Origin of the sequence: Streptomyces pactum (assembly GCF_016031615.1) — a bacterium.
In the GTDB taxonomy this organism is placed as follows: domain Bacteria; phylum Actinomycetota; class Actinomycetes; order Streptomycetales; family Streptomycetaceae; genus Streptomyces; species Streptomyces pactus.
The window spans coordinates 6,114,163-6,130,648 of sequence record NZ_JACYXC010000001.1; the positions used below are offsets into that span (position 1 = coordinate 6,114,163).

The following is a 16,486-nucleotide window of genomic DNA, read 5'->3' on the forward strand; positions in this document are numbered from 1 at the left end:
CGGCGGTCCGTCCGGTGCCCCCGCGGGGCGGGGTGACTCACCCGGCCGGCTCTGTCGCGGCGGCCCGGCGGGCGAGTATTCTCCGCCCCCTGCCGTTCATATGGAGGTATGCATGCGGCTCGCCGTCCGAGCAAGCGCACCCACCACGTCCCCGGCCGCCCGGCGCCGGCTGTCCGTCCTGGCCGCGGCGGCCCTGGTCGCCGCCGCGCTCGGCGCCGCGCCGGCCACCGCCGGCGACACCGGCACCGCGGCCCCCACCGCCACCCCGCCCGCCAAGTCACCGGTGGCCACCGGCTACGGCGGGGCCGTCGCCAGCGTGGACCCGGACGCCTCGGCGGCCGGGATCGAGGTGCTGCGCCGCGGCGGCAACGCGGTGGACGCCGCCGTGGCCACCGCCGCCGCGCTCGGCGTCACCGAGCCGTACTCGGCGGGCATCGGCGGCGGCGGGTTCTTCGTCCTCTACAACGCCGAGCAGCGCAAGGTGTTCACCATCGACGGCCGGGAGACCGCGCCGCTGAGCGCCGACGTGAAGCTGCTCCTCGGCGAGGACGGCAAACCGATCCCGTTCGCCGAGGCGGTCACCAGCGGACTGGGCGTGGGCACCCCGGGCACCCCGGCCACCTGGCAGGAGGCGCTGGACCGCTGGGGCAGCCGCTCGCTGGCCCAGGTGCTCGAACCCGCCGAGCGCCTGGCCCGCGACGGCTTCACCGTGGACGCCACCTTCCGGCAGCAGACCGCCGACAACCGGGACCGGTTCGCGGACTTCCCGGCCAGCGCGGAACTCTTCCTGCCCGGCGGCGAACTCCCCGAGGTCGGCTCCACCCTCCGCAACCCCGACCTGGCCCGCACCTACGCCCTGCTCGGCGAGCGCGGCACCAGGGCCTTCTACCAGGGCGCCCTGGCCCGCGACATCGTACGGACGGTACAGCGTCCGCCGGTGCGCCCCGGCGCCTCCCGGGTGGTCCGCCCCGGCGACCTGACCCTGCGCGACCTGCGCGGGTACCGGACCAAGCACCAGGCACCGACCCGCACCGGCTACCGCGGCCTCGACGTGTACGGCATGGCGCCCTCCTCCTCCGGCGGTACCACCGTCGCGGAGGCGCTCAACATCCTGGAGCGCGGCGACCTGTCACGCCTGGACGAGAGCACGTTCCTGCACCGCTACATCGAGGCGAGCCGGATCTCCTTCGCCGACCGCGGGCGCTGGGTCGGCGACCCGGCCTTCGAGGACGTGCCCACCCGGGGGCTGCTCTCCCAGCGGTTCGCCGACTCCCGGGCCTGCCTGATCAAGGACGACGCGGTCCTCACCAGCCCGCTGCCGCCCGGTGACCCCACCCGGCCGTCCGGCGGTGACTGCACCGTCCGCGGCACCGCCACCCCCACGCCGTACGAGGGGGAGAACACCACCCATCTGACGGTGGCCGACAAGTGGGGCAACGTGGTCGCGTACACCCTCACCATCGAGCAGACCGGTGGCAGCGGCATCACCGTGCCCGGCCGGGGCTTCCTGCTCAACAACGAGCTGACGGACTTCTCGTTCGCCCCGGCCGACCCCGCCGTGCACGACCCGAACCTGCCGGGGCCGGGCAAGCGGCCCCGCTCGTCGATGTCCCCGACCATCGTGCTCGACCACGGCCGGCCGGTCCTCGCCCTCGGGTCGCCCGGCGGTTCCACCATCATCACCACGGTGCTGCAGACCCTCGTCAACCACCTCGACCGCGGCATGCCGCTGGTGGACGCGATCGCCGCACCGCGCGCCAGCCAGCGCAACTCGGCGACGACCGAGCTGGAGCCGGGACTGTGGAACAGCCCGGTGCGGGCCCGGCTGGAGGCGCTGGGGCACACCTTCAGGCAGAACCCGGAGATCGGCGCGGCCACCGGGGTCCAGCGGCTGCCGGACGGCCGGTGGCTCGCCGCCGCCGAGACGGTACGGCGCGGCGGCGGGTCGGCGATGGTGGTCCGGCCGTCCGGCGGCACCGGCTGATCCACCGCACCGGGTACGCCCGGCGGCGTACGGCACCGGGCGCGGCCCCGGCGCTCCGCACGGGTACGTCTGCCGGGCGTGCGGTACCGGGTGGGTACGCCGTCGTGCGTACCGCGCGGGTCCATGCGCCCGGCGCACCGCGCCGGGACCGCGCGACGGCGTACCGGACCATGAGGAGCCGTGCGCCGGGGCCTGGGGGCGTGGGCGCCGGGGTGCCGCCGGGTTGTGCGGGCGGGCGTGCCGACGGGCCGCGCGGGCGAGGTGAGCGTCGCCCGCGCGGCCCGTCGTGCGTTCCGGGCCGGCGCCTCGCGCCGCTCGTGCCGCCTCACGCCCCGGCGCACCGCGCCGCTCGCGCCACGCCCCGCGCCCGCGCCCCTGCGCACGGCCCGCACCCCGTCCTCCCCCGCACACGGCCACCGCGTCCCCGCGTCCCCGCGCCTCCCCTGTCTCGCGCCCCCTGCGTACAGCCCCGCGCCCCGCGCGCCCCCCCGCGCCCCGCGCCCCCCGCCCCGCGCCCCCCCGCCCCGCGCCCCCCGCCCCGCGTCTCCCGCCACCTTCCGCCGCCGCGTCTCGGCCCCGGCGCCCGGCGGCCGCCTCCGTCCTCCGCGCCCCGCGCCCGCCCCGGGACGGTCGCCGCCCCCGGCCCCCGCGCTCCGGCGCCGCCCCGGCAATCCCGTCGCCCCCCACCCCACCGGTGCGGGCGACGGCGCGGGTCGGGACGCGCGCCGGGAAAACGCTCCGCCTCGTTGATTGCCGCGGGCGGTCTTGTCACGGTGGGGAGCGGGTCGTAACTTTCTCCCTCTACGCCCGCTCTCTACGTGCGTAGACACGTCTGACGTGCAGTCAAAGGAGCCTTCATGGCCGAGATTGTCCGTGCAGCACTGGTCCAGGCGACCTGGACCGGCGATACCGAGTCGATGATCGCCAAACACGAGGAGCACGCCCGGGCCGCGGCGGCGCAGGGCGCCCGGGTGATCGGCTTCCAGGAAGTCTTCAACGCCCCGTACTTCTGCCAGGTCCAGGACCCGGAGCACTACCGCTGGGCGGAGCCCGTCCCCGACGGCCCGACCGTACGCCGGATGTGCGACCTCGCCCGGGAGACCGGCATGGTGGTGGTGGCGCCGGTGTTCGAGGTGGAGCAGCCGGGGTTCTACTACAACACCGCGGCGGTCATCGACGCCGACGGCAGCTACCTCGGCAAGTACCGCAAGCACCACATCCCGCAGCTCAAGGGGTTCTGGGAGAAGTACTACTTCCGGCCGGGGAACGCCGGCTGGCCGGTCTTCGACACCGCCGCCGGGCGGATCGGCGTCTACATCTGCTACGACCGGCACTTCCCGGAGGGCTGGCGCCGGCTCGGTCTGGGCGGGGCGCAGCTGGTCTACAACCCGTCCGCCACCTCGCGGGGCCTGTCCGCCCACCTGTGGCAGCTGGAGCAGCCCGCCGCCGCGGTCGCCAACGCCTACTACATCGCCGCGATCAACCGGGTGGGCCGCGAGGAGTACGGGGACAACGACTTCTACGGCACCTCGTACTTCGTCGACCCGCGCGGGCAGACCGTCGGCGGGACCGCCTCCGACCAGGAGGAAGAGCTCCTCGTCCGGGACCTCGACCTGGGTCTGATCGACGAGGTGCGGCAGCAGTGGGCGTTCTACCGCGACCGCCGCCCCGACGCGTACGAGGGGCTGGTGCGGCCGTGAGCGACATCCACGCCGCGCTGCACGCCCGGCACCGCGCGGTCCTCCCCGACTGGCTCGCCCTGTACTACCGGCAGCCGATCGAGATCACCCACGGCGAGGGCCGGTACGTCTGGGACGCCGAGGGCAGGCGCTACCTGGACTTCTTCGGCGGCATCCTCACCACCATGACCGCGCACGCCCTGCCGGAGGTCACCGAGGCGGTCGCCGCACAGGCCGGCCGGATCCTGCACACCTCGACGCTCTACCTGGACCGCCCCATGGTGGAGCTGGCCGAGCGGGTGGCCCGGCTCTCCGGCATCCCCGACGCCCGGGTGTTCTTCACCACCTCCGGCACCGAGGCGAACGACACCGCGCTGCTGCTCGCCACCGCCTACCGGCGCTCGCACCAGATCCTGGCGATGCGCAACAGCTACCACGGCCGCTCCTTCTCGGCCGTCGGCGTCACCGGCAACCGCGCCTGGTCGCCCACCAGCCTCTCCCCGCTGCACACCCTCTACCTGCACGGCGCGGTGCGCACCCGCGGGCCGTTCGCGGCGCTCTCCGACGCCGAGTTCACCGCCGCCTGCGTGGCGGACCTGGAGGACCTGCTGGGGCAGGTCGGCGGCGACGTCGCCGCGCTGATCGCCGAACCGGTCCAGGGGGTGGGCGGCTTCACCGCGCCGCCCGACGGGCTGTACGCGGCCTTCCGCGAGGTGCTGAACCGCCACGGCATCCTGTGGATCAGCGACGAGGTGCAGACCGGCTGGGGCCGGACCGGGGACCACTTCTGGGGCTGGCAGGCACACGCCGCCGCCGGCCCTCCGGACCTGCTCACCTTCGCCAAGGGCATCGGCAACGGCATGTCCATCGGCGGGGTGGTGGCCCGCGCCGACATCATGAACTGCCTCACCGCCAACTCCATCTCCACCTTCGGGGGCAGCCCGGTCACCATGGCCGCCGGGCTGGCCAACCTCGACCACCTGCTGGCGCACGACCTCCAGGGCAACGCCCGCCGGGTCGGCGGCCTGCTCATCGAGCGGCTGCGCGCCGCGACGGCCGGGAACGAGGCGGTCCGGGAGGTGCGCGGCCGGGGCCTGATGATCGGCATCGAACTCGCCGGCCCCGACGGGCCGAGCGGATCCGGTGCACCGACCGCGGCCGATGCCGCCGCCGCGGTCCTGGAGGCGGCCCGCGAGGGTGGGCTGCTGATCGGCAAGGGCGGCGGACACCACGGCGCCGTGCTGCGCATCGCCCCGCCGCTGAGCCTCACCGTGGCCGAGGCAGAGGAGGGCGCGGCCATCCTCCAGGCGGCCCTGGACACCGTGCGCGTCACCCGGACGGGAGAGGTGGGGACATGACCCGGACCCTGATCACCGGCGGTCTCGTGGTCACGGCCGCCGACGAGCTCCACGCCGACGTGCTGATCGAGCACGGCCGGGTGGTGGCGCTGGCGGCGCCGGGAAGCCAGCGGTGGACGGCGGACCGGGTGATCGACGCGTCGCGGAAGTACGTGATCCCGGGCGGGGTCGACGCGCACACGCACATGGAGCTGCCGTTCGGCGGCACGTTCGCGTCGGACACGTTCGAGACGGGGACCCGGGCCGCGGCGTGGGGCGGGACGACGACGATCGTCGACTTCGCGGTGCAGTCGAAGGGGGAGTCGCTGCGGGCCGGCCTGAACGCCTGGCTGGAGAAGGCCGACGGGACCTGCGCGATCGACTACGCGTTCCACATGATCATGTCGGATGTGAACGAGGCGACGCTGAAGGAGATGCCGGGCCTGGTGGAGCAGGGCGTCACCTCGTTCAAGCTCTTCATGGCGTACCCGGGGGTCTTCTACTCGGACGACGGGCAGATCCTGCGCGCCATGCAGGTGGCCGGTGACACGGGCGGGCTGATCATGATGCACGCGGAGAACGGCATCGCGATCGACGTCCTGGTGGAGCAGGCCCTGGCGCGCGGCGAGACCGGTCCCCGCCACCACGGGGAGGTCCGCAAGGCGCTGCTGGAGGCCGAGGCCACCCACCGGGCGATCCAGCTCGCCCGGGTCGCGGGTGCGCCGCTGTACGTGGTGCACGTGTCGGCGCAGGAGGCGGTGGCGGAGCTGGCGGCGGCCCGGGACATGGGGCTGCCGGTCTTCGGGGAGACCTGCCCGCAGTACCTGTTCCTGTCCACCGACAACCTGGCGGAACCGGACTTCGAGGGAGCCAAGTACGTCTGCTCGACCCCGCTCCGTCCCAAGGAGCACCAGGCGGCGCTGTGGCGGGGGCTGCGGACGAACGACCTCCAGGTGGTGTCCACGGACCACTGCCCGTTCTGTTTCACGGGCCAGAAGGACCTGGGCCGAGGTGACTTCTCGAAGATCCCCAACGGCCTGCCGGGGGTGGAGAACCGCATGGACCTGCTCCACCAGGCCGTCGTGGACGGGCACCTCTCGCGGCGCCGCTGGATCGAGATCGCCTGCGCGACCCCGGCGCGGATGTTCGGCCTGTATCCGCGGAAGGGGACGATCGCGCCGGGCGCGGACGCGGACGTCGTGATCTACGACCCGCACGCCACCCAGACCCTGTCGGCACGGACCCACCACATGAACGTCGACTACTCGGCGTACGAGGGGAGGACGGTCACCGGTCGGGTCGAGACGGTCCTCTCCCGCGGCGAGGTCGTCATCGACCGGCGTTCGTACACCGGCCGCGCCGGCCACGGCACGTTCGTACCCCGTTCCACCTGCCAGTACCTGGGCTGAAACACCCCAGGACCCTCACCGCCCCGACCCGAACTCGGAGGTTCCCCGCGTGGACTTCGGACTCGTCCTGCAGACCGACCCGCCCGCCTCGCAGGTCGTCGGCCTGATGCGCCGGGCGGAGCGCAACGGCTTCCGCTACGGCTGGACCTTCGACTCCGCCGTGCTGTGGCAGGAACCCTTCGTCATCCACAGCCGGATCCTGGAGCACACCACCAAGCTGCACGTGGGGCCGATGGTGACCAACCCGGGGACCCGCACGTGGGAGGTGACCGCCTCCACGTTCGCCACGCTCAACGACATGTTCGGCAACCGGACCGTGTGCGGCATCGGCCGCGGTGACTCCGCGATGCGGGTGGCCGGCCGCAGGCCGAACACCCTGGCCCGGCTGGGCGAGGCCATCGACGTCATCCGCGACCTCGCGGAGGGCCGTGAGGCGACGGTGGACGGCACCCCGGTCCGCATCCCGTGGGTCAAGGAGGGGAAGCTGCCGGTGTGGATGGCGGCGTACGGGCCGAAGGCGCTGGCCCTGGCCGGGCGGAAGGCCGACGGCTTCATCCTCCAGCTGGCCGATCCGTTCCTGACCGAGTGGATGGTCAAGGCGGTACGGGACGCGGCCCGGGAGGCCGGCCGCGACCCCGACACCCTCACCATCTGCGTCGCCGCCCCCGCCTACGTGACCGCCGACGACTCACCCGGCGCGCTGGCCCACGCCCGGGACCAGTGCCGCTGGTTCGGCGGCATGGTCGGCAACCACGTCGCCGACCTGGTCACCAGGTACGGCGAGGGCTCCGGCATGGTGCCGGAGGAGCTGACCGCGTACATCAAGGACCGGCACGGGTACGACTACTCCCACCACGGCCGCGCCGGCAACCCCGACACCGCCTTCGTCCCCGACGAGATCGTCGACCGCTTCTGCCTCCTCGGTCCGGTGCAGGCCCACCTCGACAAGCTCCGGCGCCTGCGGGACCTGGGCGTCCACCAGTTCGCCGTCTACGCCATGCACGACGCGAAGGAGGCCACCATCGACGCGTACGGCACCGAGATCATTCCCGCGGTCAACTCCTGACCGCCCGCCGCCTCTTCGAGTGAAAGCCTCGCACCGGCCGGGTTACTCCCCACGGGGGACGGCGGGGCGGTACGTTGCAGGGGAGAAGAGTCGGGGGCGACACGAAGGGCGGGTGGGGGCTTTGCTGGCCGAGGCGTTGGCCGCGTTGGCCGCGGCGGGCGGCGGGGCGGTGGTCCAGGCCGCGGGGACCGATGCCTGGCAGGGTGTGCGGCAGCGGGTCGCCGCGCTGTTCGGCGGCGGCGACGCGGAGCGGGGCCGGGCCGAGCTGGAGCGCCTGGACCGGACGGCCCGGGCCCTGGAACCGGGCGCCGCCACCGATCCGGACCGGGAGCTGTCGCGCCAGGAAGGGGTGTGGCAGGAGCGGTTCGAGGCACTTCTGGAATCCGTCGACCCGGAGGACCGGGAGCGGGTGGTCCAGGACCTGCGCGCCCTGCTGGCCTTCGTCGCCGGTACGGGGGAGGACACGGCGCTGGCGACCGGGAACGCCCTGGCGCGGGACGGTGGCAGCGCCGTGACCGGGGTGAAGCGGTCCGGCGGCCGGCGGCCGGCGCGAGCCGTGAACACCGGGGACGCGGAGGCCGCCGGCGCCGGGTCCAGCGCGGTCAGCGGCATCGTCACCGAGTAGACGGCCGGGCGGCGGTAATGGCCAAGTGGCGTTGGGGCAGAAGGCGCGACCCGGGCAGGCGCACCCTGGCGGCGGGCACGGTGGGCGGCGCCGCACCCGCCCAGCAGGTGTCGGGCAGCGGGCACGCGACCGCGACGCACGGCGGCATCGCCGTCACGGGCATCTACAACGACCATTCCAGCGTGGTGCTCCCGCCGGAGGCCGTACGGCCGGTGGGCGAGGTGAAGGCCCGCCCGGGACTGGACAACCTGCCCTACCGCACCGCCCACTTCGTGGGACGCGCCGCCGAGCTCGCCCGCCTCGACGCCGTCCTGCGGAAGCCCGGGGGCGTGTGGCTCCAGGCCGTGCACGGCCTCGGAGGGGTCGGCAAGAGCACCCTGGCCGTGCACTGGGCGGCCACCCGGGCCCGCAGGCACCGCCTCGCGCCCGTCCGATGGATACCCGCCGACAGCGCGGCGAGCGTGCAGCAGGGCCTGGCCGCCCTGGCCACCGCCCTGCAACCCGCCGCCTCCAAAGCGCTGACGGTGGAAGCCCTGGCCGAGAACGGCATGCAGTGGCTGGCCACGCACAGCGGCTGGCTGCTCATCCTGGACAACGTCAACCACCTCGCGGACATCGCCCCGCTCCTGGCCCGCACGCCCGGCGGCCGCTTCCTCATCACCAGCAGACTCGCCACGGTGTGGCACGACGCCACCGAGGTCATCCGGCTCGACGCCCTGCAACCGGCCGAATCAGTGGCGCTGCTCACCCGCGTCGCCGGCGGCGGCCGGGACCTGTCCGGGGCGGCCGAACTCTGCGCGGAACTGGGCCATCTGCCGCTGGCCGTCGAACAGGCCGCCGCCTGCCTCGCCGAGAACCCCCTGCTGACCCCGCGCACGTACCTGGACCTGCTCCGGCGGAACCCCGGTCCGCTGTACCGGCAAGGCGGCGAGGGTTTCACCGTCGCCGAACGCACCGTCGCCCGCGTCTGGCGCGTGACGCTGGACCGCATCGGCGAACGACAGGCGCTCGCCGCCGACCTGCTGCGCACCCTGGCCTGGTACGCGCCCGAAGGCATCCCCGCCGGGCTCCTGGACGGCGAGGGCGAACCGGCCGAGGTCGCCGGCGCGATCGGCACCCTGAACGCGTACAGCATGATCACCGTGGATCCCGCGACGCGGGTCCTCTCCGTCCACCGGCTGGTCCAGTCCGTCGCTCGGACCGCCGACGCCGACGACCCGCACCGCACGCCCGGCCTGGTCACCGCGGCCCGGGAGCGTGCCACCGCCACACTGGAGGCCGCCGTCCGGCCGACCGACTGGCAGGACCCCGCCACCTGGCCCGCCGGGCGCGCCCTGCTCCCGCACATGGACGCACTGGCCGACCACACGCCGCGGTCCGCCGACACCGGCACCACGGCGCGGGTGCTCGACCACGCCGGCGTGTTCCTCATCAGCCAGGGACTCGGCACCCGGGCCACCGCGCACCTTGGCCGGGCCCTCGCCCATCACGAGCGGGAACTCGGCCACGACGACATCCACACGCTCACCTGCCGCCACAACCTGGCGCACGCGTACGAGGCGTCGGGGCACGTGAAGCAGGCCATTCCCCTGTACGAGCGGGTGCTGCGCGACGGGGAACGGGTGCTGGGGCCGGCACACCGGCTCACCCTCGCCGGCCGCAACAACCTCGCCGACGCGTACCGGGCCGCCGGCGACCCGGGCAGGGCGCTCGCCCTGCTCGGGGAGCCCCCCGGGGCCGGCCCACTTCCCGACCCCCTTCCCGGCGCACCCGGGGGCGGCACGGACCTGCCCGGCCTCGCCGCGCGCAACACCCTCGCCCGTGCCCGGCAGGCGGCGGGACGGCACGACGAGGCCGTCCGCCTGTACCAGGAGAACCTCGACGCCTGCGTTCGCGCGCTCGGCCAGGACCACCACCTCACCCTGGTGGCGCGGAGCAATCTCACGGTGGCGCGCGTCGCGTCGAAGGATCCGCACGAGGCCGTCCGCCTCCTCGCGGCGATCGCCGGCGACATGGAGCGCGTCCTGGGCGAGGAGCACCCCGACACCCTCCTCGCCCGGGCCAACCTGGCGGGCGCCCACCGGGAGGCCGGTGAGCCAGACCGGTCCGTCGCGCTCTTCGACGAGGTACTGCCGGTCATGGAACGCGTGCTCGGCGAGGACCACGGCACGACCCGCGCCGCCCGCGTCGCCCTGGCCCTCGCATGCCGGGCGGCCGGCGACCCGGACCGGGCGGTGCGCCTGGCCACTGCACGACCGGAGCCGCCGGCCGGCGACGGAACGGCGGCGCACCGTACGGGCCCCACCGGTCCCGGTGCGGTGGCGGCCGGTGCGGACGAGGGGTGCCGGCCCGGTGTCCACGGCTCCGACATCGGCTACGGGCTGCTGGCCGCCGGCGACGCGGAGCGGGCCGTTCCGCTGCTGGAGCAGGCGGTCCGCGACCACCGGCACCGGCCGGGCGAGGACGACCCCGGCGCGCTCACCGACCGACACAACCTCGCAGTGGCCCACCTCATGGCGGGCGCCCCGGAGCGGGCCGTCCCGCTCTTCGAGCAGGTCCTCCGGGCACGCGAGCGCCTGCTGGGCGAGGACCACCCCGACACCCTCACCAGCCGCCGGCACCTCGCCGACGCCCACCGCGAGGCCGGCGACCACGCCCGGGCCGTCCCGCTGTACGAGCACACCTTCCGCGCGCGGTCGCGGGTCCTCGGCGCGCACCACGGGGACACCCTCGCCGTCCTCGGCATGCTCGCACACACCCACCGGCTCGCGGGCCGGCCGGACCGGGCCGCGCCCCTCTTCGAGCAGGCGCTCCAGGCACAGCAGCGGACGCACGGCCCCCACCACCCCGAAACGCTCGCCCTCCGCAACAGTCTCGCCGGGACGTACCAGGAGGCGGGTGAACTCCGCCGGGCCGTGCTGCTGCACGAGGAGAACGCCGCCGCGTGCGCCCACGTCCTCGGGGACGATCACGCGCACACCCTCACCGCCCGCCACAACCTGGCGGTCGCCCACGCCACCTCCGGAGACTTCGGCCGGGCCCTCCCGCTGCTAGGGGACACGTACCGGCGGCAGCGCGGCACCCTGGGCGCGGACCACCCGGACACCCTCGCCACCCAGCTGAGCCTGGCCGGAATGTGCCTGACGATCGGACTGCGGCGCCGGGCCCGGCGCCTGTACAAGCAGACCCTGGCCACGTGCCGTCGCACCCTCGGCGAGAGCCACCCCCTGACGCGGGACGCACACGAGCGGCTGACGTCCGCCGAGCGGTCCGGACGCTGAACGGCTTGGCAGCCCACCGGGACGCAGGCGGTTCCGGATGGGGGTGAGCCGCCCCGCGCCCGTGCCCGGGACGACCTCGGGGCCGGCGTCGGCCGCGTCCACCGCCCGGGAGCCCCGGGCCGCCCCGGGAGGACCCGCCCGCTCCCTCGTACCCGGCGGTGCGCCGTTCCCGGCGGAACGGACGGCAGCCGGCGGCCGAACCGGCCCACCGGGCGTCAGGCGGAGGAGGTCCAGCGGGGGGCGGTCCGCGCCCACGCCGTCTCCCAGGCGGCGAGGTCCCGCCGTTCCAGCTCGTACCGGACCGCGCTGTAGGCGGCGGCCCCGGCGAGGGCGACCGCCCCGGCCGCCACCAGCCCCCACCCCAGGGCGCCGTTGCGGACCTGTTCACGGGTGAGCGGAGGTTCGGTGACCCGCCCCCGGTCGTCCACCCACACCCGGGCCGTGCTGCCCGCCGGCAGCCCCTGCGGCACCTCGGCCTCGACGGTGCGGACCCGCCCGTCCGGCCCGGTGAAGCGGACCGGCACCGGGTACCGGGCCGCCCGGGCCTCGTCCGACCCCGGCTCCGGGTGGCGCGGGGCGGCGTGGACCAGCACCACCTCGATGTGCTGCCGGGTCCGCGCCTGCTGCCGGGCGTCCTGCCCCAACCGGTGGTGCGCGGCGTCACCCACCAGCAGCGCCACGGTGGGGGTGGCGGCCAGCAGGACCACCGCCAGGACCGGGCCCAGCCACGCCCGCGCCACGTCCGTGGGGCGGCGCAGCGGGTTGCGCGGCCGGCGCCACGGCGCCGGACGGCCCACCGCCGCCGGGGGCGGCTGCGCCCGGGGTACCTCGCCGGTCACGTCGGCTCTCCTTTCCCGCGCGGCCGCACCGGTCCCCGCGGGCGGGCGTCCGCGGGGACCGGTGCGGGGCGCCGGTGCTAGTGGGGCTGGACGGGGGCCGGCGGCCGGCCGGACACCGACGGATGGGCGCACGCCGCCTCCAGCAGGACGGCGGCGCCGCGGACGGCCGCGGTGCGCGGCGCGGGCACCGGCTCGACCGGGCTGTGCAGCCGGCCGGAGAGGTGGTGGACCAGTTCCGGGCGGAGCGCCCCCTCACCGGCCAGCAGCGGTCCGCGCCGCAGCGCGTCGAGCATCAGCGAGGTGCGGTCCTGCCGGAGCATCGCGGTGAGCATGACGACCACCGCCTCGGCGAGCCGCGCTCGGCCGCCGCCGGGCAGGGCGGCGGTGCCCAGGGCGGTGCGGCGGGCGTCCACCACCGCGCCGTCGCCGAGCAGCACCACCTCGGTCAGCCGCTCGCCGACGTCCACCACCAGCAGCGGACGCGCCAGGTCCGCCCCGGTGGCCAGGGCCACCGCACGGGCACCGGGGACGGTCAGCACCGCCCGCGGCCGCAGCACCGCCACCGCGGCGCGGGCCGCGGCCCGGTAGGCCACCCCGTCCAGCACCGGCGCGGTCACCACGACCAGCGGCCGGCCGCGGCCCGCCAGCCGGGGACCCAGCAGCCGGTCCAGCAGCGGTCCCGCGGTCGCGGGGTCCACGCCGCCGCCGGGCGGTACGGGACGGGTGGCGCCGGTGTCCGGCACGGCCGCCGCGGGCACGTCCAGGATCGTTTCCTCACCGGTGACCCAGGCCCGGGTGCGGGCGCCCCCCAGGTCCAGGGCGACCCCGCAGCACGGCCGGCACCGCGACCGGTCCCGGTCGGCGGCCCGCGACCGCTCCCGGTCGGCGCCCCACAGGGGCGTGCGGGCGACGGTCCACGCGCGGCGGGTGCGGGTCACCGCCCGGCCTCCGACGCCCGCCGGCAGGCGTGCTGGCAGCCGGCGCAGTACCGGGCCTGCGGCACCACCGTCAGCCGGTCCCGGTCGATCGGCCGGCGGCACCGGTGGCAGGCCCCGTAGCGGCCCTCGTCCATGCGGCGCAGCGCGGCCTCGACGTCGGCGAGGACCATCCGGGCGGAGGCGGCCAGCTTGACGCGGACCTCGACCTGGGAGGGCGCCCGCCGCTGGAGCGCGTCGTCGGCGCGGGACGGGGCGGCGGACGCGAGCTGCCGCAGCTGCTCCCGCCGGAACAGGAGCTGCTCGTGCAGGTCCGCGCGGAGCGCGCCGAGCTCCTCGGGCGTCAGGAACATGGCGCGGTCACCGATGGTCTGGTGGTTCACCGTTTCACCCCTTTGGGCACGGCGTGGGACGGAGGGGGAAGGGCCGCGGCGCCGCCGCGCCGCCGGCGGGCCGGGCGGCGGGGTCCGCCGGCGCGGCCGGGCGGGGGCGCCGTCAGGCCGAACGGCGCTGGCAGCCGACGCAGAACCGCGTGTACGGCAGGATCTCCAGGCGCTCCGCCGGGACGGGCTTGGCGCAGCCCAGGCAGGTCCCGTAGGTGCCGGCGGCGATCCGGGCGAACGCCTCGTCGATCTCCGCCAGCACCCGCCCGATGGCCTCCCGCTGCGCCGACATCAGGTGGTCGTCCGCGGTCTGGCCGGTCCCGCCGAGGGCCTGGAGCTGCGTCAGCCGGGCGTTGCGGGCCTGCTCCAGGCGCTGCCGGGCCTCGTGCACGGTCAGCCGAGCGGGACGGGGTTCGGTCCGGGGCGGGTCGAGCGACATGGGTGTCCCTTTCTCGGGCGGTGGACGTTGATACGCGGCAGGGCGCCGCCGGGACGGCCTCGCGGACCGGCCGCCGGGACGCCGCCGGCATCCCCTGCCGGGCCATGTCCCCACCATGACCTTTCTCCCGCCCGGTACCTATCCGGCGCAGGCCCCATCTCCCGGGGGCCGGGCACCCCCACCGCACCGGGAAATGGGTACGGCGACCACCCGGAAATGGGGCCCGGACCCCATCGACCCGGCCCGGGCCGGCGGGCAGCCTGGGCCGCAGGCCCGGTCGGGACCGGGGCCGCGGCTCACCTGGGGTGCGCGATGCCCGACAGTAGAGGCGAAGCGTTCATGTGAGGAGGCGTTCCCCCGGTGTCCCTGTTCTGGCGGATCTTCGGGCTCAACGCCGTGGTGCTGGGCACGGCCACGGCGCTGCTGCTGCTGGCCCCGGTGACCGTCTCGGTCCCGGTCGTCCTGACCGAAGCCGTCATCCTGGTGTGCGGCCTGATCGTCATGCTGGTCGCCAACGCGGCCCTGCTGCGCTGGGGACTGTCCCCCCTGGAGCGCGTCACCCGGCTGATGACCACCGTCGACCTGCTCCGCCCCGGCCAGCGGATCGCCGCCGACCTGGGGCAGGGCGGCGAGGTGGCCGAGCTGACCCGCACCTTCAACGCGATGCTCGACCGGCTGGAGTCCGAGCGGGCCGCCAGCAGCGCCCGGGTGCTGATGGCGCAGGAGGCCGAGCGCCGCCGGATCGCCCACGAACTCCACGACGAGGTCGGCCAGAGCATGACCGCGATCCTGCTCGCCCTGGAACGCGTCGCCGACGAGTCGGACGAACCGCTCCACGGCGAGCTGCGCCAGATCCAGGAGATCACCCGTGCGAGCCTGGACGAGGTCCGCCGCCTGGTGCGTCGGCTGCGCCCCGGCGTCCTGGACGACCTCGGCCTGGTCAGCGCGCTGACCTCGCTCACCAACGACTTCGCCACCCACGCCGGGCTGCGGGTGCGCCGCCGCATCGACGCCGACCTGCCGGCCCTGGACCGCGAGACGGAACTGGTGCTGTACCGGGTCGCGCAGGAGAGCCTGACCAACGTCGCCCGCCACGCCGACGCCACGCACGTGGAGGTGAGCCTGCGCCGGGCCGGTGACACCGTGGAGCTGGCCGTGGCGGACGACGGCCGCGGCACCGCGGCCACCTGCGAGGGCGCCGGCATACGCGGTATGCGGGAGAGGGCCCTCCTCATCGGCGCCACCTTCGACATCGCCCCCGCCCCCGGGGCCGGCACCCGGGTCCGGCTGACCGTCCCCGTCATCAGGAAGCCATCGTGACCATGTCCGTACCGTCCCCGATCCGCATCCTCCTCGCCGACGACCACGCGCTGGTGCGCCGCGGGGTCCGGCTGATCCTCGACCGCGAACCGGACCTGCAGGTGGTCGCCGAGGCCGGGGACGGCGCCGAGGCCATCGACATGGCCCGCAGCCACGACATCGACCTCGCCGTCCTGGACATCGCCATGCCCCGGCTGACCGGGCTGCAGGCCGCCCGGGAGCTGGCCGCGCTCAAACCCGGGCTGCGCATCCTCATGCTGACCATGCACGACAACGAGCAGTACTTCTTCCAGGCCCTGAAGGCCGGCGCCGGCGGATACGTGCTGAAGTCCGTCGCCGACCGCGACCTGGTCGCCGCCTGCCGGGCCGCGATGCGCGACGAGCCGTTCCTGTACCCGGGCGCGGTCACCGCCCTCATCCGCAACTACCTGGACCGGGTCCGGCACGGCGAGGAGACCCCCGACCAGGTGCTGACCGCCCGCGAGGAGGAGGTGCTCAAGCTGGTCGCCGAGGGCCACTCCTCCAAGGAGATCGCCGAGATCCTCTTCATCAGCGTGAAGACCGTCCAGCGGCACCGGACCAACCTGCTCCAGAAGCTGGGCCTGCGCGACCGGCTGGAACTGACCCGGTACGCCATCCGCGCCGGCCTCGTCGAACCCTGACCCCGGCGGCCACCGGCCGCCCCCACCCAGCACCGGGCCACCCGCCGGAGCGCCCCGCGCGCCCGGCCCCGGTCACACCGAAGGGACGGTGCATGCACCGGTCACCACGCACCGCCCCGGGCGTGCGCGGCCGTCGCCGCCCCGCGGCCGCGCTCGCCGCGCTGGTGGCCGCCCTGGTGCTGGCCCTCGCCGTCGCCGGCACCGGCGCGCCGGGCCCGCCCGCCGGACCGGTCACGGCGGGCGCGGCCGCCGCCCAGCACCTCGACGCCGCCCAGCACGCGGACGACGGAAGCCTGCCGGGGCCCACCGCCCGCGTCCGGCTCCCGCGCGACCCGCTGGGCGAGCGCACCACGCCCCCGGGCCACCACCCGCTCCCGCCGCGCGGCGCCGCCGCCGTCCCGTCCGGCCCGGTCCGCACCGCGCCGGCCACCTCGGACCTCCCTCTCGCCACCGTCCCGCAGTCCCGGGACCGCGGGCGCGCCCCACCCGTACCTCCAGGCAGCTGACACCCGCTCCCCGCTCTTTCT

The 16,486-nt window shown here is 75.7% G+C and carries 14 protein-coding genes; 10 read left to right on the top strand and 4 right to left on the bottom strand.

Annotated elements, in window-relative coordinates; genetic code table 11:
- Positions 1–112: 112 nt before the first annotated feature.
- From ggt to IHE55_RS24145, 7 genes are all read left to right on the top strand, one after another.
- Positions 113–1,984, top strand: coding sequence for a gamma-glutamyltransferase (ggt, locus tag IHE55_RS24115; RefSeq protein WP_197990939.1), 1,872 nt, complete (start codon positions 113–115; stop codon positions 1,982–1,984).
- Between the two features lie 857 nt (positions 1,985–2,841).
- Positions 2,842–3,684 carry a nitrilase-related carbon-nitrogen hydrolase gene (locus IHE55_RS24120; RefSeq protein ID WP_197990940.1) on the top strand — a complete coding sequence of 281 codons (843 nt, stop codon included), beginning with the start codon at positions 2,842–2,844 and terminating at the stop codon, positions 3,682–3,684.
- Complete coding sequence (locus IHE55_RS24125; protein WP_372442722.1) at positions 3,681–5,021, top strand: aspartate aminotransferase family protein; 1,341 nt, start codon at positions 3,681–3,683, stop codon at positions 5,019–5,021. The genes IHE55_RS24120 and IHE55_RS24125 overlap by 4 nt, the downstream gene beginning before the upstream one ends.
- A complete protein-coding gene (gene hydA / locus IHE55_RS24130) occupies positions 5,018–6,409 on the top strand; it encodes a dihydropyrimidinase (protein WP_197990941.1) in 1,392 nt (463 codons plus the stop codon). Before IHE55_RS24125 ends, hydA begins: the two co-directional genes overlap by 4 nt.
- Before the next feature lie 49 nt (positions 6,410–6,458).
- Positions 6,459–7,475: a TIGR03842 family LLM class F420-dependent oxidoreductase gene (locus IHE55_RS24135; RefSeq protein WP_197990942.1), complete on the top strand. Its 1,017-nt coding sequence runs from the start codon at positions 6,459–6,461 to the stop codon at positions 7,473–7,475.
- A gap of 112 nt (positions 7,476–7,587) precedes the next feature.
- Positions 7,588–8,100: a hypothetical protein gene (locus IHE55_RS24140; RefSeq protein ID WP_197990943.1), complete on the top strand. Its 513-nt coding sequence runs from the start codon at positions 7,588–7,590 to the stop codon at positions 8,098–8,100.
- Positions 8,101–8,117: 17 nt separating this feature from the next.
- Positions 8,118–11,381 carry a tetratricopeptide repeat protein gene (locus IHE55_RS24145; protein ID WP_197990944.1) on the top strand — a complete coding sequence of 1,088 codons (3,264 nt, stop codon included), beginning with the start codon at positions 8,118–8,120 and terminating at the stop codon, positions 11,379–11,381.
- Between the two features lie 215 nt (positions 11,382–11,596).
- Here IHE55_RS24145 and IHE55_RS24150 read toward each other — a convergent pair whose 3' ends face one another.
- The 4 genes from IHE55_RS24150 to IHE55_RS24165 all read right to left on the bottom strand — a co-directional run bounded on the left by IHE55_RS24150 (position 11,597) and on the right by IHE55_RS24165 (position 13,977).
- Entirely contained in the window at positions 11,597–12,220 is a 624-nt protein-coding gene (locus tag IHE55_RS24150; RefSeq protein WP_197990945.1) for an Rv1733c family protein, read from the bottom strand.
- Between the two features lie 77 nt (positions 12,221–12,297).
- The gene (locus tag IHE55_RS24155; protein WP_197992214.1) at positions 12,298–13,116 is read right to left on the bottom strand and encodes a hypothetical protein; all 819 of its coding nucleotides are present in this window, start codon (positions 13,114–13,116) and stop codon (positions 12,298–12,300) included.
- A gap of 38 nt (positions 13,117–13,154) precedes the next feature.
- Positions 13,155–13,538, bottom strand: coding sequence for a TraR/DksA family transcriptional regulator (locus IHE55_RS24160; protein ID WP_307826809.1), 384 nt, complete (start codon positions 13,536–13,538; stop codon positions 13,155–13,157).
- A gap of 112 nt (positions 13,539–13,650) precedes the next feature.
- Positions 13,651–13,977 (bottom strand): TraR/DksA family transcriptional regulator, encoded by a 327-nt coding sequence (locus IHE55_RS24165; RefSeq protein ID WP_197990946.1) that lies wholly within the window; start codon positions 13,975–13,977, stop codon positions 13,651–13,653.
- A gap of 360 nt (positions 13,978–14,337) precedes the next feature.
- Here IHE55_RS24165 and IHE55_RS24170 point away from each other — a divergent pair, with 360 nt between their 5' ends.
- The 3 genes from IHE55_RS24170 (at position 14,338) to IHE55_RS24180 (ending at position 16,465) form a co-directional block, all read left to right on the top strand.
- Positions 14,338–15,297, top strand: coding sequence for a HAMP domain-containing sensor histidine kinase (locus IHE55_RS24170; protein WP_197990947.1), 960 nt, complete (start codon positions 14,338–14,340; stop codon positions 15,295–15,297).
- Between the two features lie 2 nt (positions 15,298–15,299).
- Complete coding sequence (locus IHE55_RS24175; protein ID WP_197992216.1) at positions 15,300–15,959, top strand: response regulator; 660 nt, start codon at positions 15,300–15,302, stop codon at positions 15,957–15,959.
- A gap of 92 nt (positions 15,960–16,051) precedes the next feature.
- Entirely contained in the window at positions 16,052–16,465 is a 414-nt protein-coding gene (locus IHE55_RS24180) for a hypothetical protein (protein WP_197990948.1), read from the top strand.
- Positions 16,466–16,486: the final 21 nt, after the last annotated feature.